Here is a 23,679-nt window from a genome sequence, read left to right as displayed (position 1 = left end):
TGGACAATCATCTTGGACACTTTCCATTTCATGACCACCGTGCTGTCGATGGTCCTCGGACTGGGCGTCACCCGCCTGCTCCTGGGCGTCGTCACGGTGTTCCGAATTCGCAACAAGGCCGCCGTCGATTGGCTGCCACTGGGCTGGGCTGTCTGCCTGTTCATGCAACAGCTGGAGTACTGGTGGGCGATCAACCAATTGCCGATGATCAAATCCACGTTCTCGTTCACGGATTTCGTGAGCCTGGTCATTCTGACGATGACGCTTTTCGTCGCCTCAGCGCTGTTGCTGCCAAGCCGGACCGAGGACGAGGCAGTGGACCTGCGGAGCTATTTCGAAACCGAGGGACGGTATGGCTTGCTGGCGATGTCGGTATTCAGCCTGCTCGCTTTCCTGACGAACGTATTTTTCTTCAACGCAGCCCCATTTGCCCCCTGGTCGGTGCTGGATGCCAGCCTGATTGTCCTCCCGGCCATCGCGTTCTTTGCCGGGCCACGACGACTGCAGGTCGGCATGTTCTGTATTTACCTTCCCGTCTTGGCACTCGATATCTGGATTTCAGCGGGGGCTTGAACCACACATATACCGTCTGCCGCCAGCTGCGGAAGCCGAACAAGCACTCAGAGCATCGCCTGGCGGCACGCAGCTTGTGGAACCGGTTTAGTCCTCCTAAACATCCAACTTTGGACGCGATGCGGCCGGCCGGCTGAGACACGCACCATGAGCAAACCGCCCATGCCGGACAGCAATCCTTCCAGCTGCTCCGGCAATCCGGCTGCGGAGCCTTCGAGGGCTTCGTCGCGGGCGTCCTTGGACGGATAGCTTTCGTGAAGGTCAGCAGGGTTCGCCCATCCTGGTTCGCCCCGTAGGATCAGCAGTACCTCCCCACCACCGCTTCCTCAGCGACCCAAAGTGCTGCCGAGCCAGGCCTGTACGTCTTCGGGCCCGATACCGAGCAGGGTTTGCGCGCTGGTCTTTGGATCAATGGTGTTCTGAGGAGCCTGCCAATGCGCTTCGTAGAACCCGACAACACCCGCAAAGGCAGGGCCGAAGAAGGGCTCGATCAGTGTGCCGAACTGTTGGGGTGTAATGGACTCAAAGCTCACCTCCCGCCCGAAATGCTTGCTGAAACCAGCCGCCAGGTCATCGCCCAGCAGTCCGGGCAGATGACCGACGCCGACCACGCCAGCAATGGCCGGATCCAGCAGGAGCCGCTCGGAGACGCGGGCCACATCTGCATGGGAGCTCCAGGAGACCGAGTAATTCGCACGCACCGGGTAGCGCAACATGCCTTCGGCGGTGACCGGTCCCAAGACCATGGGGAGCAGCAGGTTTTCGAGGTAAAGGCGCGGCGCCACCACGGCGTTCGAGATGCCGCTGTCCTTGATGCCATTGATCAGCACCATGATGGCGGAACGATCAGGCGCTTGCAGCGCGGTGTTAGGCATGTCGACGACAGAGCCGCTGGTGGAAACCACGACGCGTGACGGGTGCGCCGCGCGGACGGCCGCGACGATGGTGTTGGCATAGTGCAGCCGCACATCTTCGGGCGCCTGCGGCAGGTGAACGAAGATGCCGTCTGCCTTGTCGTAAGCAGCCGTCAGCTGCTCCACCGACCCCGCGTCAGCCTTGATCGAATCCGCAGCGTTGTCGGCATTGCGTGACACAGCCTTTACGGACTTGCCCGCGGCCGTGAGCCGATCGAACAGTGGAGCGCCCTGTGCGCCGGTGGCTCCGTGGATGATGAAAGTCATAGGCCTGATCTCGCTTCGATGTTAGAAAGCGGCATCAGTGCATTCCGTGCATCGGTTACGTCAAATGCACTAATGGACGTGGTGTGAAATTTTTTTGAGGCAAAGCGAACATGGCTGATCACTGTCTTCCGGAGTGTGGAGTGGAACGTTTTCTGCTGCTGCTGGACGGCCCTTGGGCAACACTGATCGTTCGAGAATTGCTGCACGGTCCGCAGCGGTTCACCGAGCTCAAAATCCGTTTGGGCAGCATCAGCGCCCATACGCTCACCCACCGGCTTAAGCGTTTCGAACAGCACGGCATCGTCACCAGAACAGCTTTCGCGGAGACCCCGCCACGGGTCGTTTATGAATTGACGCCCTTGGGCATGACGCTGAGCACGGTGCTGAACGCGATGAACACCTGGGGTGTTTCGGTGGCAGACGAGCAGCTGGCGAACTCGTAAAAGCACTAACAAACTTCCGCTTTCAGGATGTCGACGGACAAGCTTGGACGTCCGAAATAGGGTCGGAAGCCTTCCGTTCGTCTACCTGTTCAAACCGAAAACTTATCCCCGCCCCCAATCCCCCATGCGAAAGTCCCCCCATTCCCGCCACACACGCGGCCCCGACGCAGGGCCGGACGGGGAGACCGTGGGATGGGGGCGCTCATTCGGCAGGGTGGAAGCTCGGCACGCGCATTTGCAATAAACTGCGCATGAACCGGACCCTGAGCAAAAGCGGCTCGTGACGGGCGGCCATTGGACCGTTCTACAAACTACAGATGGCCCAATGGCCGCCTGTCACCGTGTATCCGCGACGCCACAAGGCCGGGCGGCGCCTCGGCGCGTTCGCAAAAGGCGCGTCGGGCAATTCATTTGGCCGAAATGTCCAATGGGGCACAATGTCCCGGTCCCCGACCCCGGCCTTGCCTCCGCCACAGCCTCGGGCTCATATGCCCCAAACTCGGAGCCCGCCCATGACCGCCACCACCATCAATGATGCCGAAGTCGCCAAATTCACCGCGATGGCCGAGGAATGGTGGGACCCCAAGGGCAAGTTCAAGCCGATCCACAAGTTCAATCCCGTCCGCCTCGCCTATATCCGCGAGCACGTGCTGGCCCATTTCCACCGCGACGGCAGCGTCATGCGCCCGCTTGAGGGCCTGACCATTCTCGATGTCGGCTGCGGCGGCGGCCTGCTTTGTGAGCCGCTGGCCCGCCTTGGCGCCACCGTCACCGGCATCGACGCCGCCGAGCGCAATATCAAGATCGCCACCCTGCACGCCGAACAGTCCGGCGTCGCCGTCACCTATGAGGCCACCACCAGCGAAGCCCTCGCCGCCCAGGGCCAAAAGTACGACCTGGTGCTCAATATGGAAGTGGTTGAACACGTCGATAACGTGCCGCTCTACATGAAGAGCTGCGCCGACCTTGTCGCCCCCGGCGGCCTGATGCTGACCGCCACCCTCAACCGCACCGCCCGCGCCCTGGCCTTCGCCGTCATCGGCGCCGAATATGTGCTGGGCTGGCTGCCCAAGGGCACCCACGACTGGAACAAATTCCTCACCCCCGACGAGATCAAGGCCCTGATCACCCGCAATGGCCTCGTCGTTACCGACCAGACCGGCGTTGTCTATCACCCCCTCGCCGACGATTGGCGCAAGTCGCGCGACATGGCGATCAATTACATGGTCATGGCGCAGCGCCCCGCCACCGCCTAGTGGGCAACCGCGCGGATCGTGCCGCGCGGTTGCCTGCCGTCATCAGGCCGCAGGCACCTTGTCCAGAAAGCCGGTCACCGCGGCGATCTGCCCGGCCTGGACCTGCACGAAATCGGTCCCTTCGATGATGATTTCGCCATCTGGCACACCCAGTCCCCAGGAAAAGCGCACATTGTCGCCAAAGCCGGGCCCAGGAGCGTGAAGACGAAGCCGGGGAACCGCTCCTGCACCGCCCCGATCATGCCACCGAGGGCCTCTGCGCCCTTGGCCGCCATCAGCGGATCGCGATAGCTGGCAGTCGGGCTCCAGCTCTGCCCAAGCAGCGCCGCACGCCGGTCCGCATCGGTTTCATTCCAGGTGGCGAGATAGGCATTGGCAATGTTCAGGGCGTCGGTCATGGCAAAAATCTCCGGTTGGTTGCTATCGAACGATTCCCATTTTTCACCGTTGGCGACGCAAACCAATTACCTCGGAGGTAATGGAATTGACGCCCTGCTCTGCTAGTCTGTCGCTATGGAAAATACTGGATCAATCGGCGAAAAGCTGCACGACTGGCGTCGCCGCCGCCGGCTGAGCCAGCTCGACCTGGCGATCGACGCCGACATCTCGGCGCGTCATCTGAGCTTCATCGAAACCGGCCGCGCCAAGCCCAGCCGCCCCATGCTGCTCAAGCTGGCCGAAACGCTCGATATTCCGCTGCGCGAGCGCAATGCCTGGCTGCTGGCCGCAGGCTTTGCTCCCATCTTCCCCGAGCGCCCGCTCGACGACGCGGCGCTCCGCCCCACGCTCGACCTGCTCGAAACGCTCCTGGCCGCGCATCAGCCATTTCCCGCCCTCGCCATCGACCGCCACTGGACGCTGGTCCGCGCCAATGCCGCCATAAGCCCGCTGCTCGACAACATCGCGCCCTTCCTGCTCGAACCACCCGTCAACGTGCTCCGCCTCAGCCTTCATCCCCAGGGCCTCGCGCCGCGCATCGCCAACCTGTTCGAATGGAAAGCCCACCTGCTGCATCGCCTCGCCCGCCAGATCACCGACACCGCCGACCCGTTCCTCGCCGATCTCTACGAAGAGCTTCGCCACTATCCCGCCGGCACGCCAACCCCAGCCCAACCCGGCACCGCCATCGCCGTCCCCCTGCAACTGCGCAGCCCGGCTGGAATAATGTCTTTCCTCTCAACGACAATGGTCTTCGGCACCCCCCTCGACGTCACGCTCTCCGAACTCGCCGTCGAATCATTCTTGCCGGCCGACGCGGCGACTTCGGAGATGCTGAAGAGCGCAATGGTCCCACTATCCAAGGGCTGAGAAGCGACATCCAGATCAGCGCTGGTGTTTGCCGGCTCTCGCCCCTTTCCTCCGCTCCCACTCGCCCAAACAGCAACTCAATCAAACTCGTCAACAGTACCGTACGGTACGGTACGCTTTTTTCTTGCCCTGTTTCTGGAATGGGTCTAACCTATTTCCAACATCGACCGCCCAACGCGGCCTTCACTTGAGGACGTCCCATGCCAGTCTATCGCTCCCGCACCACCACCCATGGCCGCAACATGGCCGGCGCTCGCGGCCTGTGGCGCGCGACGGGCATGAAGGATGGCGATTTCGGCAAGCCCATCATCGCCGTGGTGAACTCATTCACCCAGTTCGTGCCCGGCCACGTCCACCTCAAGGACCTCGGCCAGCTCGTCGCCCGCGAGATCGAGGCAGCTGGCGGCGTCGCCAAGGAATTCAACACCATCGCGGTCGATGACGGCATCGCCATGGGCCATGACGGCATGCTCTATTCGCTGCCCAGCCGCGACCTGATCGCCGACAGCGTCGAATACATGGTCAACGCCCATTGCGCCGATGCCATGGTCTGCATCTCCAATTGCGACAAGATCACCCCCGGCATGCTGATGGCGGCCATGCGCATCAACATCCCCGTGGTCTTCGTTTCCGGCGGCCCGATGGAAGCCGGCAAGGCGATGATCAAGGGCAAGCTGCAGGCGCTCGATCTGGTCGATGCCATGGTGATGGCCGCTGACGATAAATATACCGATGCCGAAATCGCCACCGTCGAGGAAGCCGCCTGCCCCACTTGCGGCTCCTGCTCGGGCATGTTCACCGCCAATTCGATGAACTGCCTGACCGAAGCGCTCGGCCTCAGCCTGCCGGGCAATGGCTCGACCCTGGCCACCCATTCCGATCGCAAGCGGCTGTTCCAGGAAGCTGGCCACCTGATCGTGGACCTGGCCAAGCGCTGGTACGAGCAGGACGACGCCACCGCCCTGCCGCGCACCATCGCCACCAAGGCAGCCTTCGAAAACGCCATGGCGCTCGATATCGCCATGGGCGGCTCGACCAATACCGTGCTGCACATCCTGGCCGCCGCCCATGAGGGCAAGGTGGATTTCACCATGGAAGACATCGACAAGCTGAGCCGCAAGGTGCCGGTTTTGTGCAAGGTCGCGCCCGCCAAGAACGATGTGCACATGGAAGACGTCCACCGCGCCGGCGGCATTTTCTCGATCCTGGGCCAGCTCGACCGCGCCAACCTGATCAACCGCAGCGAGCCCACCATCCACGCCGCCACCATGGGTGATGCGCTCGACAAATGGGACATCAGCCGCACCAATTCGGAGAGCGTGCGCAATTTCTTCATGGCCGCCCCCGGCGGCGTGCGCACCACCGAGGCGTTTTCGCAGTCCAATCGCTGGGCCGAACTCGATCTCGACCGCAAGGAAGGCGCTATCCGCTCGGCTGAATACGCCTTCTCCAAGGACGGTGGCCTCGCCGTGCTATCGGGCAATATCGCCATCGACGGCTGCATCGTCAAAACCGCCGGCGTCGATGACTCTATCCTCAAGTTTACCGGCCCCGCTCGCGTGTTCGAAAGCCAGGACGCCATCGTCAAGGCGCTGCTCAGCAATGAGATCAAAGCCGGCGACGTCATCGTCATCCGTTATGAAGGCCCACGCGGCGGCCCCGGCATGCAGGAAATGCTGTACCCAACCAGCTACCTGAAGTCGAAGGGCCTCGGCAAAGCCTGCGCCCTGATCACCGACGGCCGCTTCTCGGGCGGCACGTCCGGCCTCTCCATCGGCCACGTCTCGCCCGAAGCTGCCGAAGGCGGCACCATTGGGCTGGTGCGCGAAAACGACACCATCGAAATCGACATCCCCAACCGCACCATCACGCTGCTGGTGAGCGATGACGAACTCGTCCAGCGCCGCCACGACCAGGACCGCCTCGGCTGGAAACCCGCCCATCCCCGCAAGCGCAATGTGACCCAGGCGCTCAAAGCCTATGCGGCGTTTGCAACGTCGGCCGCGCGCGGCGCGGTGCGCGATCTCGGGGAATTCGAGAATCTCTTCTAGGCGACATTAGTTCCGGCGAGCGATACCGCTACAGAAACAGTTGGACACAACTGCCTCAACAACCACCGTCCTTCCCCCGGACTTGATCCGGGGGCCCGCTCCCGCTCGTACCGTGCTGCCAAGGGCCCGCGGATCAAGTCCGCGGGAAGACAGCAAGGTTGCGGGGCGCTGGTCACCTCCCACGACACTTTCGTGACAATCCCCCTCGCCACCCCGATGATCCCATGCTAAACGCCCCTCAGCCGAAGGTGGTCTGCCAAGATTACCCGCTGGTTAGGTTCGATGGCGGGGATTCCACCCTCCCCATCGAACCGACCTAAAGCCATCCGGCCCATCGGGCGAACTGGCATCCCCTCACATTCAACTTACATCATACGAAAAAGCCTCCCTCAAGATTTGAGAGAGGCTCGCCTGACTGAATTGGTTCGGTGGGAGGTTTGGAAAACCTAACCCTGCCGCCCGACGGCATCGAGCGTCTTGAACTCCGCATCGCTCAACACGATGCTCGCCGCGCCCACGTTCTCCTCCAGATGCTTGACGCTCCCGGTGCCGGGAATCGGCAGCATCACCGGGCTACGCTTCAGCATCCAGGCCAGCGCGATCTGGCTGGCCGAAGCCTCATGCTTTTCCATGATGGTCTTGAATTCGACGCTGGTGGCCGCAAGATTGCCCCCATCGATCGGCCGCCACGGAATGAAGCCGATGCCATTGGCCTCGCAATAGTCCAGCACATCCTCGGCCTTGCGGCTTACGAGGTTGTACATATTCTGCACCGTGGTGACCTTGAAGTACTTTTGCGCTTCCTTGATGTCCTCGACGCTGACCTCGCTCAGCCCCACATGGCGGATCAACCCGTTCTTCTGCATATCGGCAATGGCGCCAAACTGGTCGGCGCGCGGCGTCACGCTTTCAATGCGGTGCAACTGCCACAGATCGATCACCTCCAGCTTGAGCCGGCGCAGGCTCTGCGTCACTGCCTGGCGCAAGAATTCCGGCCGCGCCAACTGATGCCACTGGTCCGGCCCCGTCCGCGTCAGCCCGCTCTTGGTGGCAATGATCGTGCCCTTGGAATAGGGCGCCAGCACCTCGCCGATCAACTCCTCGCTGATGTAGGGCCCGTAGCTTTCCGCCGTATCGACGAAATCGACACCGATCTCCGGCAGCCGCGCCAGCGTGCGCTTGGCCTCCTCTACATCCGCCGGCGGGCCCCAAATGCCCTTGCCGGTAATGCGCATGGCGCCAAAACCCAGCCGATTGACCTTGAGGTCGCCGCCAATGGAAAAAGTCCCCGAACGGGACGCGTCGAGATTGCTCATGATGATCTCCAGGATTTTCGCGCCGAATGGGCGCTGCTTAGTTCTGTTCTTCAGGTAAATCAGGAAGGGGCGCGAATTCGATGCCCTCTTCGGCTAACGCGATCACCTCGTCCCGCGTTGCCTCGCCGTAGATGCCGCGCGCTTCGACTTCCTCGAAATGGATTTTCCGTGCCTCTTCGGCGAATTTGTCGCCGACATAATCGGCCTCGCTGACGACCTTCTGGCGATAGGCCCGCAGCAATTCGCGGAACTTGGCCACGTCCGGATGCCCCGAACTCAGCGACATTTTCTCGCTGCCCGAGCGCGCCACGGCAGGGGCCATCAGCGCCTTGCTCACCTCGTGCGACCCGCACACCGGGCAATCGACAATACCGCGCACCTGCTGCTCATCGAATGCCGCGGCATTCTTGAACCAGGCATCGAAATCATGCGCATTAGCGCAGTGGAGAGAATATTGAATCACGCGGCGACGTCCTTGCGGGCCGCAGACGGCCCGGCTCCTAAATAGGCCTCGCCCGTCATACCGACAAGGGCGGCGCCACGGTAAAACTCCGCGCATTGGCCAGCGCCGGTATCCGGCCTCGCGCATCGTCCACCGCCGCCAGATCAATCTCCGCCAGCAATACGCCGGGCTCGTCATGATCCAGTTCCGAAATCACCCGCCCCCACGGGTCGATCACCAGCGAATGCCCATAGGTCGCCCGCCCATTGGCGTGCTGGCCGCCCTGCGCCGCCGCGATCACATAGCTGCCGGTCTCGATCGCCCGCGCCCGCAACAGCACATGCCAATGCGCCTGCCCCGTCGGCACGGTGAAGGCCGCCGGCACCACCAGCACCTGCGCGCCCGCATTGGCCAGCGCATTGAACAGCGCCGGGAATCGCATGTCGTAGCAGATCGCCAGCCCCAGCGTGACGTCATCCACCTGCGCCGTCACCGCCGCTTCGCCACCCCGATAGGTCGCGCTTTCGCGATAGGTATTGAGCCCCGCAATGGTCGCGTCGAACAGATGGATTTTGTCATAGGTGGTCTGGATCGCCCCATCGGGCCCAAACAGCACGCTGCGATTGGCAAACCGCCCATCCTCCAGCGCCACCGCCATCGAGCCGATATGCAGATGAACCTGATGTTCGCGCGCCAGCGCTGAGAGCTGCGCCAGCCATGGATTGTCCTCGAACGGCCCCGCCACCCGCGCCAGCCCCTCGCGATTTTCCGCGAACGCCATCGTCACTTCCGGCGTCAGCACGTAACGCGCGCGCGCCGCTGCTGCTTCAGCCACCATCGGCCGCAAAGCCGCAAGATTAGCCTCCGGCTCCGTCCCCGACCGCATCTGAATGGCAGCGATTTTCATTCAATTTTCCCGTTCAGACGCATCCCACTCACGACGTCACTCACGCGCAGGCGGGAACCCATTCTTCGTCACGTGCAGCAACTCCTCAAGGGTGGGCTCCCGCTTGCGCGGGAATGATGCCCAGTTGGCTGGAAAGCAGCGTTAATTCGAACCTAGCAGTTCATCCAGCCCGCCAGCTCGATCCAGCGCCGCCATATCGTCATAGCCACCCACATGGGTCTCGCCGATGAAAATCTGCGGCACGGTCCGCCGTCCATGCGCCCGCTGGGTCATCGCCGCGCGCAAATCGGGGTCCAGCACGGTAATCTCGGTATAGTCGGCACCCTTGTCGCTCAGCAGCGACTTGGCGGCGTGGCAATAGGGGCATGTCGGCGTGGTATAAATCTCGATCTTGGCCATGTTACTCTCCGAAAGTACGGCTGTTTGCATCTATATGGGCATTTCCGCGCCAATGACAACGCGGGCGAAGGAGATGACATCAACTTCACTCGCCCCGCCCTTGAGCAGCGTCCGTGTCACCGCCTTGACGGTCGAGCCGGTGGTATAGACATCGTCCACCAGCACCACCCGCCGCCCACGCAACCGCGCCAGCAGGTCCGGATGCACAGAAAATGCCCCAGCCACATTTCGCGCCCGCCCGTCGCTCGATAACCCCACCTGCTGCCGCGTGCGCTTCACCCGGCGCACCAGATGCAGGTCCACCGCCACCCCGGTCAATTTGCCGATCGCGGCTGCCAATTCCCCCGATTGATTGTAGCGCCGCTCCCGCTGCCGGCTCGGATGCAGCGGCACCAGCACCAGCAGGGCGTCGCTACCCCACAATTCATGCCCCGCCCCCGCCATCAGGCGCGCACAAAACCGCGCCAGCTCCGGCCGATCCCCATATTTGAGCCGCGACACAATCGTGCGCGCCACCTCGTTATAAATCACCGCTGCCCGCGCCCGCCCAAACGGCGGCGGCTCCGCAATCGCCTCCGCCGACAGGGCATCGAGCCCCAGCGACACCTCGAACGGCAGCCCGAGAACGCGGCATAGCGGCGCGGTGATCGGTCGTAGTTTGCCAAAACACGCCCCGCACAACCCGTCGCTGGCGGCAATCGGTGCCTCGCAACCAAGGCAGACCGGCGGATAGAGCTGGTCGAGCACAAAACCGCCGACGCGCCGCATCCCGCCAATCACGCGGTGATGCAGCGCCTCGGTTTTGACAACCTCGTCCGCTCTCTCCATAAGCACCATACTGCCACCGCAACCGAGCGCTGTCGTCCCCCGCCCATGGCAATGCCACCAAAAATCTTCGACCCCGCGCTGATCGCCCGCCACCTGGCGCGGCGCAGCGGCGACGACTTCGTCATGGACCTGGTGCTGGGTGACCTCGAAGAGCGCCTGCTGTCGCTGATCCGCGATTTTCCCCGCGCCCTCATCATCGGCCCCGAGGTGTCTCGCCTCCCCGCCAGTGGTCGCACCGCCAAGGCAGAGTTCCCGTTCACCCGCCTCGCGGCTTTCACGCCCGATAGCGAATTGCCACCCCTCCCCGAGGGCGAATTCGATCTCATCGTTTCGGTATTGCACCTGCAAGCCGTCAACGACGTGCCCGGCTATCTTGCCCAGCTGCGAGCCCGCCTCGCCCCCGATGGCTTGCTGATGGCCGCGGCCCTGGGTGGCAATACGCTGACCGAGCTGCGCGAAGCCTTCCTGTCCGCCGATGCCGAAATCTCCGGTGGGGCCAGCGCTCGCGTCGCGCCTTTCATCCAGGTCCGCGACGCCGGCGCGCTGCTGCAACGCGCGGGCCTCGCCCTCCCCGTTGCGGATGTCGAAACCCACATCGTGCGCTATTCCAGCCCCTTCGCGCTGATGGCCGAGCTCAAATCCCTCGGCGCCGCCAATCCGCTGGTCGACCGCTCCCGCCGGCCCGCTACCCGCGCCCTCCTCACCGCCGCCGCCCAGGCCTATGCGCAACGAGACGCCGACCCCGACGGCCGCGTCCGCGCCACCCTCGAACTGATCTGGCTTTCCGGCTGGCTCCCCCACGAAAGCCAGCAACAGCCCCTCAAGCCCGGCAGCGCCACGGTGAGCATGGCCAAGGTATTGGGCAACAAGGCGAAATAAATCCCTCGGCCTTACGGACCGGCGCTTTTTGAACGAAAAGCGCCGCAAATGATGGGCAATCTCTTATCGGGTCCAAGCCACACCCTGATGTCCAATCCAAGGAGCGAGCCCATGTTACAGCTATTGAAAGCGGCGCTGCTGAGTCTTGTAGCAATCGCCATAACGACAGCTGTCATGGCTCAGGACACGCGGACTCAAACTGTTCGCTTCCCGCGCGGGGCCTCGGGCACCGCCATCGAGGCGTCGATTACCGGCAATCAAAGCGTACGCTACAGCATAGGTGTCAATGCGGGCCAGCGCATGAGCGTGCAGCTCGATACCGACAATGCCAGCAGCTATTTCAACGTCACCGCCCCCGGCGCCCGCGAGGCCCTGTTCAATGGCTCGATATCGGGCAACAGCACCTCGGTCGTGATCCCCTCGAGCGGCAATTACGTGATCGAGGTCTATCTGATGCGCAATGCCGCCCGGCGCAACGAGACCGCTAACTATAGCCTGACCCTCTATGTCGAAAACGCCGCCGCCGCCGCGCCCGTCCAGCGGCCGCAGCCGTCCTCACCTCGTCCGAACCCCACACCCTCGCGCGTCGATACCAGCATGATGCCCAGATTCTGCCAGGGCGAGGCCTCCGCCAAGTTTGGCGTTCGTCCGCAGGACCTGACTACCAACATGGCCTTCAAGAGCGGCAACAATTATGTGGTTCAGGGCAATTTCGAAGGCTCTGACGGCACCACATTCTTCAATTGCTGGTTCGCCCTGGACGGCAGCTTCAGCTACATCAACTGATCGGGCCTGCCGACAGGGCCGTCGCCAGCAGCACCGCCAGAACGGCGGCGAAGCCGAGCAGCACTGTGCCCAGCACCATCGCGACGGCGCGGCCGGCATTCACACCGCGGATCGTGGTGAACCAGGCGATCTGGGCCCCGCAATACCACGCGAGGCCCAGCGCGAAGATCGCGATGCCAAGGCTCACCGCAGCCCCAAACCCCTGCCGCCCGACGAGAACGGCGATGTCGAACGACAGCACGAAGGGCGCCGCGACATAGGACTGGCTGTAGAACGACGGCCGCAGCAATTGCCGGGTCAGCTTTACCCCGCGATGCCGAACGTCCAGCAGCGCCAGCAGCAGCGGAAACAGGCTATAGGCAACCGCGCGGTAGAGCAGCAGGTTCTTGTCGTCCTGCAAAAATGCAGGCAGGCTGGCTTGCGCCGGAACGGCCAGTCCAAGCTCCAGCAGATGGGCCAGGAATAATGTGATCAGCAGGAAGATCGGCGGGCTCAGCGCGTCGTCATACTGCTCCTCGCCCTCGTCCCCCAACTCGCGCTCGGCGTATTTCATCATCGCCACTGGACGCCGGACGCAGCGCCACAGCGTGAGCGGATAGAACAGTATCCAGGTGACGAGCTCGTAGAGCAACTCCTCGACCGATTTCAGCAGGCGCATAAAATCCATGGTGTTTGCTCCGCTCGCCGCTATTGCGCCGGCCCGGTGTCTTTCACCTTGCGCAGCAGCCACAAGCCATAAATGAAGTTCGGCAGGATGAAGAGTGGCGGGACCAGCAGAAGCCACCAATGTCTGTCCCCGCCCGCCGCCGAGGATGCGCCGCCGGCGCCGATCGTGGTGAGCAGGAAGTCCCACAGCGCATGGAACAGCATCGACGGGACGATCGATCGCGTCCGCAGCACCAGCGCCATGAAGAAGGTGCCGCTCATGAAGGCAGCGAGCGCCTGGATCGAGGCGTTCAGGAAGTCACCAGTGGTGAAGCCGTTGACGACATGAACACTGCCGAAGACAATCGAGGTGATCCAGATCGCCGGCCAGAGCCGCAGCCGCGTGTGCAATGCGCGAAACAGCACGCCGCGAAACGCGATCTCCTCGGAAAAGCCGACTGCCAACGTGTTGATCGCGAGGAAGAAAACCACCGACGGTGCCGGTAGACCGACAAGGGCGGCGGCCGCGACGAAGAGCGCGATGTAGATCGCCGGAAATGCCAGAACCCGCAGCGAACTCCAGGGCCGCGGCGCATTGAAGCCAATATCGCGCCACCCCAGCGCCAGCACCACGACCAGCAGGAACGCTCCCGCGCCCACGATCTGCCAGGCGATGCCGCCCGAAATGCCCGCGGTCAGCGAGGTGGGATCGTGTGGCGTCCACACGCCCCACACCGTGATCAGGATCCAGATCACCACTGCGGCCACGGCGATTGGAATGCGCAATGTGTTCGCTATGCTTGCCCTCATGCCCCGCAGACTGGCATTGGGCCCTCATGTTGTCGAGCCACTGGGCTGCTCCCGTGCTGCAAACAAAAAGGCCGGCGTTGCCGCCGGCCTTTCTGATTTTCAAGCCTGCAAGCGTTACGCTGCGGCTTCCTCGTCGGTCGCGTCGGTGGCTTCCACCGCGTCGGCCTTGGTGCGCTTGGGCGACTTGGCCAGGTTCTTTTCGATCAACTGGATCGCCTCGGTGAGCGTCAGCTTGTTGACGGCGCCGATTTCGCGGCTCATGCGGTCCATCGCCTGCTCGAACAGCTGGCGTTCCGAATAGGACTGCTCGGGCTGCTCTTCGGAGCGATAAAGATCGCGCACGACTTCGGAAATGGCGATCAGGTCGCCCGAATTGATCTTGGCTTCATATTCCTGGGCACGGCGGCTCCACATGGTACGCTTGACGCGTGCACGGCCGGTGACGGTGGTCAGCGCCTGAGTGACCATGTCTTCTTCGGCGAGGTGACGCATGCCGACGGACTTGATCTTGGCGACAGGAACGCGCAGGGTCAGTTTGTCCTGCTCGAAGCTGATGACGAACAGCTCCAGCGTCAGGCCCGCAACTTCCTGCTCTTCGATCGCGACGATCATCCCGACACCATGGGCAGGATACACGACGAATTCGCCGGTCTTGAACCCAAGACGCTGCGTGGTCTTCTTGGCTACCATGAGATAACTCCTTGTTGACGCCCCGATGGACAGTTCCTGGCGGGAAGGACCGTCCACTCCGTACTGTTCAATCCCCGTTTCCGGGGTACTGGACGCAGTCAAGCACTCTGGCCGCCCCGGTCCGCTTTCCGGCGCGCTCAGCATCTGGTGATGTGTGTCAAAAAAAATGTGCCTGATGGCACTCTGGTGACGGGCTTGGCTGCATGTAGACAGACCATAGCACAAAATTTCAGCAGAATCAAAAGGAACGAATCAACACCTAGTGTGTCCCATTCCTGAACAATCCCACGCTTGCGCTCGCTGGGAGCGGACCGGTCCCGCAGTCGGCATTAGGGCGAAGAGCTTTGGGTCAGGCCGAGTCGAAAATGGTGGTTCGCGAGAACCGGAGCGGAGCGTACATTCTGTACGTGAGCACCGGAAGCGCAGCAAACCGCCATTTGCAGGCCGGCATGGCCCAAAGATCGAGCCCTAATCGCCTTCGCCGGGTGTTTCGGAGAAGTACTTCTCAAACTTGCCTTCTTCGCCGTCGAATGCCTTGGCGTCGGTCGGCGCATCGCGCCGCTCGCTCAGGTTCGGCCAGATCGAGGCGAACTTGGTATTGATCTCAAGCCATTTATCAAGCCCGCTCTCGGTGTCGGGCTTGATCGCCTCGGCCGGGCATTCGGGTTCGCAGACGCCGCAATCGATACACTCGTCCGGATGAATGACGAGCATGTTCTCGCCTTCGTAAAAGCAGTCGACCGGGCATACTTCGACGCAGTCGGTATATTTGCACTTAATGCAATTGTCGGTGACGATATAGGTCATCTGGCGGGCGGTTCCCGAGCGGAACAATGAGGACTGGGGCTTGCTGAGGAGGGTGCTAAACCCTTTTGGCGTCTGCTGCAAGGCTCTGGCCGGGTCGCTTTTGTCGCGCTCGCGCCTTCAAACGCAAGACCATTTCAACCGCAGCTTTCCCTACTCGTCGTCCTTCAATCGATCCGTCTCCCTCCGCTCCCGCTTGGTGGGCCGCCCGGCGCCATCATCGCGCTGCGCAATCGCCGCTTCATAGGGCGAGCGCTCCGCCTTGGGCAGCACCGGTGGCGACAAATCCTCATAGAGCCCCTGCGCTTCGCTCGCCGGCCCCCGCCGCGTGCCCGCGTCCAGAATTTTCCACACCACGATGCGGTTATGGATCGCCATGGTCAGCACGTCGCCCGCGCCCACCTTATGGTCGCTGTCGATGGTCTTTTCGGAATTGACCCGGATGGCGCCGGTTTCGATGATCTTCTGCGCCAGCGTGCGCGATTTGATGGCGCGCGAAAAGAACAGGAACTTGTCGAGCCGCTCCTTGCGGATGCCCGGACCTGTTCCTGTTCCCGCCAATCGCTACTCGGGCTTCTTGTTGCGCAGGGCCGCCAGCGCCGCAAACGGGCTGTCGGGATCATAGGCAACCTTGCGCTCTTCGCGCACCGGCCGATTATTATCCTGCCGCGGCGCCTCGGCGCGCGGCTTCTCGAATTTGGGCCGCTGTTCCGCCTTTGCACGATTCTCGAACCGCGCCTTGCCGTTGAGGTGCTGGGCCTTGGTCAGGTCCTGCACTTCGCCCTCGGGGCGACGATTGACTACCCGCTGCGGCGGTGCATCGGCCGGGCGCGTGCGATCAGGACGCGGGCGCTGTGGCCGCACCACCTGCACTTCGCCCTCAGGCCGCGTCGGCCCGCGACGGGGCCCACCATGACGCTTGGCATTGTCCTGCGTGCGCTTGCCGCCCGGGAACCACACTTCGTCGAATTCCGGCTCGGCAAGCTTGGTATCGACGGGTGCCGGTTCAGCCGCCACGGCCTCGACGGGCGTTGCTTCGATAATCGTCGTGGGCGGAATATCGGCCTCGACCACAACAGCCTCAGCCGGCACCGCTTCGACTTCCGCCACCGCCGATGGCTCGACTTCGCTTGGATTGTCGACCAGCGTTTCTTCCAGCGCCGGCGCTTCGGCGCTCGCCTCGGCCGGAGCCGCCACAGCCTCGACCGGCTTGGCAACCTTGGGCGTCTTGCGCAGGCGATAGCCCAGCGACGTCAAAATCGACGCAAAATCTTCGCCCGAGCAACCCAGCAGCGAGGTCATCTCGACCGTCACCCGGAAACCATTGCCCTCGGCGGCGCCGGCTGGCGGCTCGCCCTGGAACCGGCTCGGATCGACCGCGATCAGCGGCCGGATGATATCGGCCAGCCGTTCGAGAATATCGACGCGCACCGCGCGCTTGCCCGCCACCTTGAAGCCCGCGACTTCATAGAGGGCCGGATCGACTTCGGGATCGATCAGGAACGACGTACGCCCGCTCAAAACGATATGGGGCAGGTCGGTCACGCCCGGCTGGCGAATGCCGCCATTTTTCAGCGCGAACAAAATCAGCGCCAGCTCGCGCGGCGCCGGCTTCAGGCTCAGCGGCAGGTAGATGTGATAGGCGCCAAACTTGATGCCCAGCTTGCGCATCTTGCCACGCACGTCCTGGTCGAGGTTCTTGACCTCGTCGCCCACCTGGCCACGCGGAATGAGGCCGAGGTTTTCGAACAGCTGGAACGCGATGCCGCGCGCCGGCCCTTCGATATCGGCGGGGGCTTCCAGGCTCATCACCTGTTCCAGTACGGTGTTGATATGATGGCGCAGCCACAGGTTCAGGCGATCCTGCACCGCGATCAGGTCGGGCCCGGTCAGCGTCTCGTCCGCCAGGATCAATAGCCGCGGCCGCAGCAGCGCATCGCCCTCGACCAGCTCGGCGACGATATCGCCCTTCCAGCGCATGCGCCCGTCGGTCGCCAGAACGAGTTCCTCGTTCGGCGCCCCCGCCAGCCGGTCGGCCCGGTGGTGGATTTCGGGGGCCACGACGTGGTCCGCTGCTGTCCTTATGCCCTTGGCGTCGACGTCACCGTCATTGCGCGCCAGGGTAAAGCGGAAGCCTTCGAGCGTGCCGATGAGATGGCCTTCCAGCCGCACTTCGCCACGTTCATTGATCTCGGGAGATGCCATGCGTTTGTCTTTCAGGTGTCGGAGCAGCACGCTGGTGCGGCGGTCGACGAAGCGCTGGGTCAACCGCTCATGAAGAGCATCGCTCAGCCGATCTTCGATATCCCGGGTCTTTTCGCGCCAATGCAGCGGGTCCGCAAGCCAGTTTTTGCGGTTGGCCACGAAGGTCCATGTTCTTATCTGCTTGATCCGGTTGCTCAGCGTGTCGATATCGCCGCTCGAATTGTCACAAAAGCGGATTTGCTCTGCCATCCAGTCGGGGCTGACGGCCTGCTTTCGCATCAAATCCGAATAAATTCGCGTGATGATTTCGCCATGCGCCGCCGGTGAAATCCCCAGGTAATCCGGGGTCTGGCACACTTCCCACAGTAGCTTCGCCCCCGTCATGCCTCGCGCCAGCGCCCCTGCCTCGTTGCGCGCCACGAACTCCAGCGCCCGCTGGTCGGTGGCAATCGGCACCCGTGTCAGGCTGCGCTGGTCGGGGGAGCGCTCCAGCGAATTGAGAAGAGCGGGGATGGATGAAAAATCCAGCTCATTGTTGCGCCATTGCAGCACTTTGATTGGATCGAAATCATGGGTTTCGAGCGCCACGATCATTTCTTCCTCGAACCCTTCGGTCCCCGCCGTCACCCCGAACGTGCCGTTGCGCGCATGCCGCCCCGCCCGCCCGGCGATCTGCCCCAGCTCCGCCGGGGTCAGTGGACGGCTCTGGTGGCCGTCGAATTTGGTGTCGTCGGCAAAGGCGACGTGGTGGATATCGAGGTTCAGCCCCATGCCGATGGCGTCGGTCGCCACCAGAAAATCCACGTCGCCATTTTGATAAAGCTCGACCTGCGCGTTGCGCGTGCGCGGGCTCAGCGCCCCCATCACCACGGCCGCCCCGCCGCGCTCGCGCCGGATCAGTTCGGCAATCGCGTAAACCTGCCGCGCCGAGAACGCCACGATGGCCGAGCGCGCCGGCTGCCGCGAAATCTTCTTGGACCCCGCATAGGTCAATTGCGAAAACCGCGGCCGGTCGATGATTTCGACATGCGGCAGCAGCTTCTTGATCACCGGCGCCATCGTCGCGGCGCCCAGCAGCAGCGTCTCGCTCATCCCCCGCGCATGCAGGATGCGGTCGGTGAACACATGGCCGCGGTCGAAATCGATCGCCGTCTGGATTTCGTCGATCGCCACGCAATCGACCTTGATGTCGGTGGGCATCGCCTCGACCGTACACACCCAATAGCGCGGCCGCGCCGGCACGATGCGCTCCTCGCCCGTCACCAGCGCCACCGCCTGCACGCCGACGCGCTCCACCACGCGCTGATACACTTCGCGCGCCAACAGGCGCAGCGGCAGGCCGATCATCCCGGTGGGATGGGCCAGCATGCGCTCAATGGCAAAATAGGTCTTGCCGGTATTGGTGGGGCCGAGAATCGCCTTGAGCGAATGGTGCGGTGCAAAAGTCATCGTCGCCAATGTAGGGCGCGCGAGCGCCGGATAGAAGTGGTGGAGGGCGTTTTGAAAATTCAGGGTCCCACAACGGGACGTAACAAGCGACCAAAATCCATGTCCGTTTAATGACAGAACAGGCCGAGAACAAACCGAAACCGAATCGGCGTGAATCGATGAGTCTGGCTTTGTTCTAATCTAGGGCTGGTGGGTTGAGATCAACAACACCCACTAGTGTCCCGGGCCGGCGCCCGCCAACAGCGAGAAATCACCCAAACCCGTTCAGCATCGTTACCAAGCCCTTAACAAACTGCCGAATCGGCTCTGCGCAGCCTGAACATAAACAGATCGTAAACAAGCTAACCCATTATTTTTCTTGCGCATTCAGACTCCCTCTCCAGACAATGCGCCCCTCTCGGAGTTACAAATTGAGGAAGTTTGCCGTTGACCGTCTCAAGCCGGGACGCCGTCATTGAAATTAAGAGGCGCAACTCAGCTCAATGCGCCCCAACCTCTCAGTGTCACCCCCGCGCAAGCCGGGCCCATCCCGGGGTTTAGCCAAGCCGGCAAGGTCGCACTGTTGCCTACAGATCTAGCGGAACGTTCTTCCAGGATGGGCCCCGGCCTGCGCCGGAGGGACACCATGGGTAGAGCTAGGCGCCAAAGTTGGAGGATGATTGTTCAGCCCCAACCTCCCATTTCGACACACTCCCGCCCCTTAAAACCCCACCCAATTAACCCCCGTACCAAACCCGGAACGAACACGGACCGAATCGAGCGAACCGCATCAATGCGCCTTTGTTCACCCCTCTCCCTAGCGGTGCCTTCTCCCCTCACCCACTAACCACTCACCGCGCCGAGCGGACCTGACACAAACTCCCCAAATCTCATTCACTTCTCTCACCAAACGATGAATTTCGGCCATCTGCGGCCCTTTCTGAACAAGGCTTTAAAGTCCTTTCCACGCTCCCGTGTCAGGTCGTCATATATATCCCCACGCTGACCGGGCGCCTCCAATTGCAAAATTGATAATAAACCCGTTGACCGTCCCAAGCCGGGACATCTCACTTTCTCGCGGGCGCGGAACTGCCACACCACGCCGCCCATTGCTGCAGCAAGGAGAGACCCGATGCAGCAAACCACCACCGCCCCCGAGCCCCGCAAGGGGATGCCCAGCACGCAGCTCGACCAAGCCGAATTTACCAAGCGCTTCCGCTCCCAATTCACCGATCAAAGCTTTGACGCCCTCGGCGCCGAACTCGACGCCATCGCGCAGGCCGCCTGGGAAGGCTATGACGCCAGCCGCAAGTCACCCCGAACGCGCAAGGCCGGCCCCGGCTATGCCGACCCTGATTATGACCTGGCTGTCGACTGGATCGCCGCCAAAGCCGCCGTCGACAAGGCGCAGCAGGACTATGAGATCACCGACCGCCCCGCCCGCGTCCTGCTGGTCAATGGCTCGTCACGCAGCGAACACACCTGCCCCGGCGAGATGAGCAAGTCCTATCGGCTCATCCAGCTGGCCGAAGAGGTGCTGCAATCGGGCGGCATCGAGACCGAGATCCTCGATCTGTCCCGCCTCACCTCCGAATACGGCCGCAATATTCACCCCTGCAAAGCCTGCTTCTCGACCGCGGCGCCGCTCTGCCACTGGCCGTGTTCCTGCTACCCCAACTATTCCCTGGGCCAGACCCAGGACTGGATGAACGACATCTATCCCGTGTGGGTGAAGGCCGACGGCGTGATGATTGTCAGCCCGGTCAACTGGTACCAGGCCACGACTCCGGTCAAAGCCATGATGGACCGCCTGGTCTGCGCCGATGGCGGTAATCCCGATCCCACGCTGACCCAGGGCAAGACCGCCAAGCTCGCCAAACAGGTCGAACTCGACGGCTGGGACTATCCCCGCCATCTCAAGGGCCGCCTGTTCTCGGTGGTGGTGCATGGCGATGTCGAAGGCACCAAGGACGTGCGCCGCTCGCTGTCGGACTGGCTCAAATTCATGGAAATGCAACCCGCCGGCCCCTTGGCGGAAGTGGATCGCTACATCGGCTACTGGGAACCCTACGCGACCAATCACGAGGCGCTGGACCAGGACCTCGCCATTCAGGGCGAGGTGCGCAACGCCGCCAGGACTTTGCTCAATGCCTTGCAGATGCACCGCGGCAACGACGCCATCCCCGGCTCAAACCTCAAGCCGCCGCGACAGAAATGAGGCCCCAAGGCCTCCCACCCACGGCGTCATTCCCGCGCAAGCGGGAAACTATTCTGTTGGTTGGAAAGGACGAATGCTTTCCCGCCTGCGCGGGAATGAGGCCGCGATCAACTCAGGGAACGGCGTCTAGGGCTTCATGCTCGTCAGGACCATCGACAGGTCCCCCACGCTGGTACTGAGCAGCACGCGATAGGGAATGAAATACCCCGTCTCGCCCAGCGGCGCATACCAGATCAGGATGCGGTCGCTATCGGCCAGGTAATTGGTCATTTCCGAGGTTGTGAAATGCCCCGAGACCGGCTGGTAGTCCATGTTGCACAGAATCACCGGCCCCTGATAGCCGGTGCGCGCCGATGTGGCCTCGTCTTCGGCCGCAAACGCCATGACGATATTGAAACGCTCGACGCCGGTGAAAATCTTGAGGTTGCGCCGGCACAGGCTTTTGTCCAGCGTGCCGCCCTTGATGACGAAGCTCGACAACATGTCGCCCACATTGGTCAGGTCTTTGCGCTCGATCGGCACGCGATTGTAATTGTCGACGAGCGGCGGATCGACCCGGAAGGCCGTCACGTCATGGCCCGCATAGCTCACATCGACGGTAAAGGTCTCGGCTTTGACCTTGGTCTGCAGGTCGAACTGCTTGCTGGTCAGTTGCGAGCCGGTGGACGACCCGCTGGCGGTCACGCTGGCTGTCCCGCTCGCCACCAGCGATCCCAGCCCCGCCACATTGGCCTTGAGGTCCAGCGCATAGCGCGAGCCGTCGTCGGTGAGGTCGACATTGACATTGGCGACATTGATGCCGCCCACAGTCACCACATAGCTGGCCGTGGCATTGATCTCCGCCCCCAGCGCCGGCATGGCAAGGGCAGCAAATCCGACGGCACAGGCAAAGCGGGACAAGGTCAAGATGGATCGTCTCTCAGCACGCATTGAAGGCGGCGCGAATCAGCTCAGAGGGAAAGGTGCCTGCGCTTATCCCCCCTTGCAAGCCGATCGCGCCCGTTTGAGGCCGCTTCGCCTTGACGGGAGCGCCCCTTTTCTCTATGCAGCGCTCAGATTTCACAACAATCGAGGCCCGTCGCGGACTTCTCCGCCACGCAGGACCTTTACACAAATAGGATATCTCCAATGGCACGTCGCTGCGAACTGACTGGCAAAGGCGTGATGACCGGTAACAATGTGAGCCATGCGCTCAATCGCACCCGTCGTCGCTTTCTGCCCAACCTTTTGAACGTCACCCTGCTGTCCGAGACGCTCGGCCGCCCTGTCAAGCTGCGCATCTGCGCTGCGGCTTTGCGCACCGTCGAGCACCGCGGTGGCCTCGATGCCTTCCTGCTCAAGCAGGACGATGCCGATATGAGCCCGCTGGCTCAGGGCCTCAAGAAGGAACTGCGCGCCGCCCTGGCCGCCGCTTAATTCTTTCGCTTCCAGTTTTGAGACCGCGTGGCGCCCCGGCGCCGCGCGGTTTTTCTTTTGCTCACCCCTCACCCGTCCCTCGCTACGCTCGATCCACCCTCTCCCACAAGGGGAGAGGGGTGACGACTGCGAGCTTTCGGCTTCATCCGCCCTTCGACCTAGCGCAAAGCCTTCGCGCCTGATAATGCACAAATCCCGCCCTAGTCTAATGCTGGCAAGCGGATACCTAGAGGTACATTCTGATGTTCACTCGTCTCCTGGCGGCCATTGCCGCCATGGTCGTGGTCGTTGCCGCGTCCAACGTGCTCGTGCTGTTCCCCCTGCAGGCCCAGCTTGGCTCGGTCAACCTGGCCGATCTGCTCACCTGGGGCGCCTTCACCTTCCCCTTTGCCTTCCTCGTCACCGACCTCACCAACCGCTTCGACGGCGCCCGCAATGCGCGCATCGTGGTCCTGGTCGGCTTCCTCGTCGGCCTCGGCCTGTCCTTCTACCTCAGCTATCACTCGCTGCCGTGGAACCCCGATGGCGCGCCGGCCACCACCCAGCGCATCGCGCTGGCCTCGGCTGCCGCCTTTGTCACCGGCCAATTGCTCGATATCGCGGTGTTCTCGCGCCTCCGCGCCAGCCGTGCCTGGTTCCTGCCGCCGCTGGCCGGCTCACTCTTCGGCTCGATCATCGATACGACGATTTTCTTCACCATTGCCTTCGCGCCAGCCCTCGCCGGCGTCGACGCCCTGTTTGGCCTGGCTGATGGCTCGCTGGGCTTCCCCGCCCCCTGGCTCGGCCTCGGCCCCGAAGTCCCCCTCTGGACCTCCCTGGCCACCGGCGACTTCCTCGTCAAATTCCTCGCCGCTCTGCTGCTGCTCGCCCCCTATCGCGCACTGATGGGCAAGCTCATGCCTTTGCCGGCAATGGGCGTGCGGGCTTAAAGGCGGCGTTCCGATCCACGCGGGAGCACTAGCCCCGCTCTCGCCCCACCCACCGACCTTCCCGCGGACTTGATCCGCGGGCCACTCCCAGCACGGCACAAGTGGTCAATGGCCCGCGGGTCAAGCCCGCGGGAAGCACGGTGCTTGTGCAGCCATCGAGCGCAG

24 protein-coding genes and 1 pseudogene are annotated in these 23,679 nt (G+C 62.7%); 10 read left to right on the top strand and 15 right to left on the bottom strand.

Annotation, left to right across the window (positions count from 1 at the left end; genetic code table 11):
- Positions 1–30: 30 nt before the first annotated feature.
- Positions 31–573 carry a hypothetical protein gene (locus ABIB57_RS25375; RefSeq protein ID WP_354044155.1) on the top strand — a complete coding sequence of 181 codons (543 nt, stop codon included), beginning with the start codon at positions 31–33 and terminating at the stop codon, positions 571–573.
- Between the two features lie 158 nt (positions 574–731).
- Here ABIB57_RS25375 and ABIB57_RS26900 read toward each other — a convergent pair.
- Positions 732–859 (bottom strand): annotated as a pseudogene (locus tag ABIB57_RS26900) (ATPase); the annotation flags it as partial.
- A 40-nt stretch (positions 860–899) separates the two neighbouring features.
- Entirely contained in the window at positions 900–1,754 is an 855-nt protein-coding gene (locus tag ABIB57_RS25370; RefSeq protein ID WP_354044153.1) for an NmrA family NAD(P)-binding protein, read from the bottom strand.
- A 140-nt stretch (positions 1,755–1,894) separates the two neighbouring features.
- On the opposite strand from ABIB57_RS25370, the gene ABIB57_RS25365 reads away from it, so the two are divergent.
- Together ABIB57_RS25365 and ubiG are read left to right on the top strand one after the other, a co-directional pair.
- A complete protein-coding gene (locus ABIB57_RS25365; protein WP_354044152.1) occupies positions 1,895–2,197 on the top strand; it encodes a winged helix-turn-helix transcriptional regulator in 303 nt (100 codons plus the stop codon).
- A gap of 512 nt (positions 2,198–2,709) precedes the next feature.
- Entirely contained in the window at positions 2,710–3,453 is a 744-nt protein-coding gene (ubiG, locus tag ABIB57_RS25360) for a bifunctional 2-polyprenyl-6-hydroxyphenol methylase/3-demethylubiquinol 3-O-methyltransferase UbiG (RefSeq protein ID WP_354044151.1), read from the top strand.
- 74 nt (positions 3,454–3,527) lie between these two features.
- On the opposite strand, the gene ABIB57_RS25355 is transcribed toward ubiG, so the two are convergent.
- Positions 3,528–3,851 (bottom strand): nuclear transport factor 2 family protein, encoded by a 324-nt coding sequence (locus ABIB57_RS25355; RefSeq protein ID WP_354044149.1) that lies wholly within the window; start codon positions 3,849–3,851, stop codon positions 3,528–3,530.
- Between the two features lie 115 nt (positions 3,852–3,966).
- On the opposite strand from ABIB57_RS25355, the gene ABIB57_RS25350 reads away from it, so the two are divergent.
- Entirely contained in the window at positions 3,967–4,761 is a 795-nt protein-coding gene (locus tag ABIB57_RS25350; RefSeq protein WP_354044147.1) for a helix-turn-helix domain-containing protein, read from the top strand.
- A 200-nt stretch (positions 4,762–4,961) separates the two neighbouring features.
- Positions 4,962–6,812: a dihydroxy-acid dehydratase gene (ilvD, locus tag ABIB57_RS25345; RefSeq protein WP_354044146.1), complete on the top strand. Its 1,851-nt coding sequence runs from the start codon at positions 4,962–4,964 to the stop codon at positions 6,810–6,812.
- Positions 6,813–7,258: 446 nt separating this feature from the next.
- On the opposite strand, the gene ABIB57_RS25340 is transcribed toward ilvD, so the two are convergent.
- From ABIB57_RS25340 to ABIB57_RS25320, 5 genes are all read right to left on the bottom strand, one after another.
- Positions 7,259–8,128 (bottom strand): aldo/keto reductase, encoded by an 870-nt coding sequence (locus tag ABIB57_RS25340; protein WP_354044144.1) that lies wholly within the window; start codon positions 8,126–8,128, stop codon positions 7,259–7,261.
- A 37-nt stretch (positions 8,129–8,165) separates the two neighbouring features.
- Complete coding sequence (locus ABIB57_RS25335; RefSeq protein ID WP_354044143.1) at positions 8,166–8,591, bottom strand: DUF1178 family protein; 426 nt, start codon at positions 8,589–8,591, stop codon at positions 8,166–8,168.
- 55 nt (positions 8,592–8,646) lie between these two features.
- Entirely contained in the window at positions 8,647–9,477 is an 831-nt protein-coding gene (locus ABIB57_RS25330; RefSeq protein WP_354044142.1) for a carbon-nitrogen hydrolase family protein, read from the bottom strand.
- Between the two features lie 141 nt (positions 9,478–9,618).
- A complete protein-coding gene (grxC, locus tag ABIB57_RS25325; RefSeq protein ID WP_354044140.1) occupies positions 9,619–9,876 on the bottom strand; it encodes a glutaredoxin 3 in 258 nt (85 codons plus the stop codon).
- Positions 9,877–9,906: 30 nt separating this feature from the next.
- Positions 9,907–10,704 (bottom strand): ComF family protein, encoded by a 798-nt coding sequence (locus tag ABIB57_RS25320; protein ID WP_354044139.1) that lies wholly within the window; start codon positions 10,702–10,704, stop codon positions 9,907–9,909.
- Positions 10,705–10,749: 45 nt separating this feature from the next.
- Between ABIB57_RS25320 and ABIB57_RS25315 the strand changes: the two genes are divergently transcribed.
- Together ABIB57_RS25315 and ABIB57_RS25310 are read left to right on the top strand one after the other, a co-directional pair.
- Positions 10,750–11,583: a methyltransferase domain-containing protein gene (locus ABIB57_RS25315; protein WP_354044138.1), complete on the top strand. Its 834-nt coding sequence runs from the start codon at positions 10,750–10,752 to the stop codon at positions 11,581–11,583.
- 111 nt (positions 11,584–11,694) lie between these two features.
- Entirely contained in the window at positions 11,695–12,369 is a 675-nt protein-coding gene (locus ABIB57_RS25310; protein WP_354044137.1) for a hypothetical protein, read from the top strand.
- On the opposite strand, the gene ABIB57_RS25305 is transcribed toward ABIB57_RS25310, so the two are convergent.
- The 6 genes from ABIB57_RS25305 to ABIB57_RS25280 form a co-directional block, all read right to left on the bottom strand.
- Positions 12,362–13,036, bottom strand: a complete 675-nt coding sequence (locus ABIB57_RS25305) for a permease (RefSeq protein ID WP_354044136.1) — start codon at positions 13,034–13,036, stop codon at positions 12,362–12,364. The two genes, ABIB57_RS25310 and ABIB57_RS25305, sit on opposite strands and share 8 nt — an antisense overlap.
- 20 nt (positions 13,037–13,056) lie before the next feature.
- Complete coding sequence (locus ABIB57_RS25300) at positions 13,057–13,800, bottom strand: CPBP family intramembrane glutamic endopeptidase (RefSeq protein WP_354044135.1); 744 nt, start codon at positions 13,798–13,800, stop codon at positions 13,057–13,059.
- Positions 13,801–13,938: 138 nt separating this feature from the next.
- Entirely contained in the window at positions 13,939–14,514 is a 576-nt protein-coding gene (locus ABIB57_RS25295) for a CarD family transcriptional regulator (RefSeq protein WP_354044133.1), read from the bottom strand.
- 468 nt (positions 14,515–14,982) lie between these two features.
- On the bottom strand, positions 14,983–15,321 hold the full coding sequence (fdxA, locus tag ABIB57_RS25290; RefSeq protein ID WP_354044132.1) for a ferredoxin FdxA: 339 nt from the start codon (positions 15,319–15,321) through the stop codon (positions 14,983–14,985).
- Positions 15,322–15,471: 150 nt separating this feature from the next.
- Positions 15,472–15,879, bottom strand: a complete 408-nt coding sequence (locus ABIB57_RS25285) for an RNA-binding S4 domain-containing protein (protein ID WP_354044131.1) — start codon at positions 15,877–15,879, stop codon at positions 15,472–15,474.
- 3 nt (positions 15,880–15,882) lie between these two features.
- Complete coding sequence (locus ABIB57_RS25280; RefSeq protein ID WP_354044129.1) at positions 15,883–18,972, bottom strand: helicase-related protein; 3,090 nt, start codon at positions 18,970–18,972, stop codon at positions 15,883–15,885.
- A gap of 1,111 nt (positions 18,973–20,083) precedes the next feature.
- Between ABIB57_RS25280 and ABIB57_RS25275 the strand changes: the two genes are divergently transcribed.
- On the top strand, positions 20,084–21,169 hold the full coding sequence (locus ABIB57_RS25275; RefSeq protein ID WP_354044128.1) for a flavodoxin family protein: 1,086 nt from the start codon (positions 20,084–20,086) through the stop codon (positions 21,167–21,169).
- 126 nt (positions 21,170–21,295) lie between these two features.
- Here the strand turns inward: ABIB57_RS25275 and ABIB57_RS25270 are convergent, their stop codons facing one another.
- Positions 21,296–22,075, bottom strand: coding sequence for a DUF3108 domain-containing protein (locus ABIB57_RS25270; RefSeq protein ID WP_354044127.1), 780 nt, complete (start codon positions 22,073–22,075; stop codon positions 21,296–21,298).
- A 222-nt stretch (positions 22,076–22,297) separates the two neighbouring features.
- Here ABIB57_RS25270 and rpmB point away from each other — a divergent pair, with 222 nt between their 5' ends.
- Positions 22,298–22,585, top strand: a complete 288-nt coding sequence (gene rpmB, locus ABIB57_RS25265) for a 50S ribosomal protein L28 (protein WP_299753253.1) — start codon at positions 22,298–22,300, stop codon at positions 22,583–22,585.
- Positions 22,586–22,827: 242 nt separating this feature from the next.
- Complete coding sequence (locus ABIB57_RS25260; RefSeq protein ID WP_354044125.1) at positions 22,828–23,514, top strand: queuosine precursor transporter; 687 nt, start codon at positions 22,828–22,830, stop codon at positions 23,512–23,514.
- The last annotated feature ends 165 nt before the right edge of the window (positions 23,515–23,679 follow it).

It is taken from the genome of Devosia sp. UYZn731 (assembly GCF_040546795.1).
Taxonomy (GTDB): domain Bacteria; phylum Pseudomonadota; class Alphaproteobacteria; order Rhizobiales; family Devosiaceae; genus Devosia.
The sequence above is the reverse complement of the archived record's forward strand: the minus strand, read 5'-3'. Positions and strand labels throughout refer to the sequence as shown.

Coding starts and splice junctions, on each gene's coding strand:
- ABIB57_RS25375 (WP_354044155.1), top strand. CDS start 31: ATGACCACCGTGCTGTCGATGGTCCTCGGACTGGGCGTCACCCGCCTG.
- ABIB57_RS25370 (WP_354044153.1), bottom strand. CDS start 1,754: ATGACTTTCATCATCCACGGAGCCACCGGCGCACAGGGCGCTCCACTG.
- ubiG (WP_354044151.1), top strand. CDS start 2,710: ATGACCGCCACCACCATCAATGATGCCGAAGTCGCCAAATTCACCGCG.
- ABIB57_RS25355 (WP_354044149.1), bottom strand. CDS start 3,851: ATGACCGACGCCCTGAACATTGCCAATGCCTATCTCGCCACCTGGAAT.
- ABIB57_RS25350 (WP_354044147.1), top strand. CDS start 3,967: ATGGAAAATACTGGATCAATCGGCGAAAAGCTGCACGACTGGCGTCGC.
- ilvD (WP_354044146.1), top strand. CDS start 4,962: ATGCCAGTCTATCGCTCCCGCACCACCACCCATGGCCGCAACATGGCC.
- ABIB57_RS25340 (WP_354044144.1), bottom strand. CDS start 8,128: ATGAGCAATCTCGACGCGTCCCGTTCGGGGACTTTTTCCATTGGCGGC.
- ABIB57_RS25330 (WP_354044142.1), bottom strand. CDS start 9,477: ATGAAAATCGCTGCCATTCAGATGCGGTCGGGGACGGAGCCGGAGGCT.
- grxC (WP_354044140.1), bottom strand. CDS start 9,876: ATGGCCAAGATCGAGATTTATACCACGCCGACATGCCCCTATTGCCAC.
- ABIB57_RS25320 (WP_354044139.1), bottom strand. CDS start 10,704: ATGGAGAGAGCGGACGAGGTTGTCAAAACCGAGGCGCTGCATCACCGC.
- ABIB57_RS25315 (WP_354044138.1), top strand. CDS start 10,750: ATGGCAATGCCACCAAAAATCTTCGACCCCGCGCTGATCGCCCGCCAC.
- ABIB57_RS25310 (WP_354044137.1), top strand. CDS start 11,695: ATGTTACAGCTATTGAAAGCGGCGCTGCTGAGTCTTGTAGCAATCGCC.
- ABIB57_RS25305 (WP_354044136.1), bottom strand. CDS start 13,036: ATGGATTTTATGCGCCTGCTGAAATCGGTCGAGGAGTTGCTCTACGAG.
- ABIB57_RS25295 (WP_354044133.1), bottom strand. CDS start 14,514: ATGGTAGCCAAGAAGACCACGCAGCGTCTTGGGTTCAAGACCGGCGAA.
- fdxA (WP_354044132.1), bottom strand. CDS start 15,321: ATGACCTATATCGTCACCGACAATTGCATTAAGTGCAAATATACCGAC.
- ABIB57_RS25280 (WP_354044129.1), bottom strand. CDS start 18,972: ATGACTTTTGCACCGCACCATTCGCTCAAGGCGATTCTCGGCCCCACC.
- ABIB57_RS25275 (WP_354044128.1), top strand. CDS start 20,084: ATGCAGCAAACCACCACCGCCCCCGAGCCCCGCAAGGGGATGCCCAGC.
- rpmB (WP_299753253.1), top strand. CDS start 22,298: ATGGCACGTCGCTGCGAACTGACTGGCAAAGGCGTGATGACCGGTAAC.
- ABIB57_RS25260 (WP_354044125.1), top strand. CDS start 22,828: ATGTTCACTCGTCTCCTGGCGGCCATTGCCGCCATGGTCGTGGTCGTT.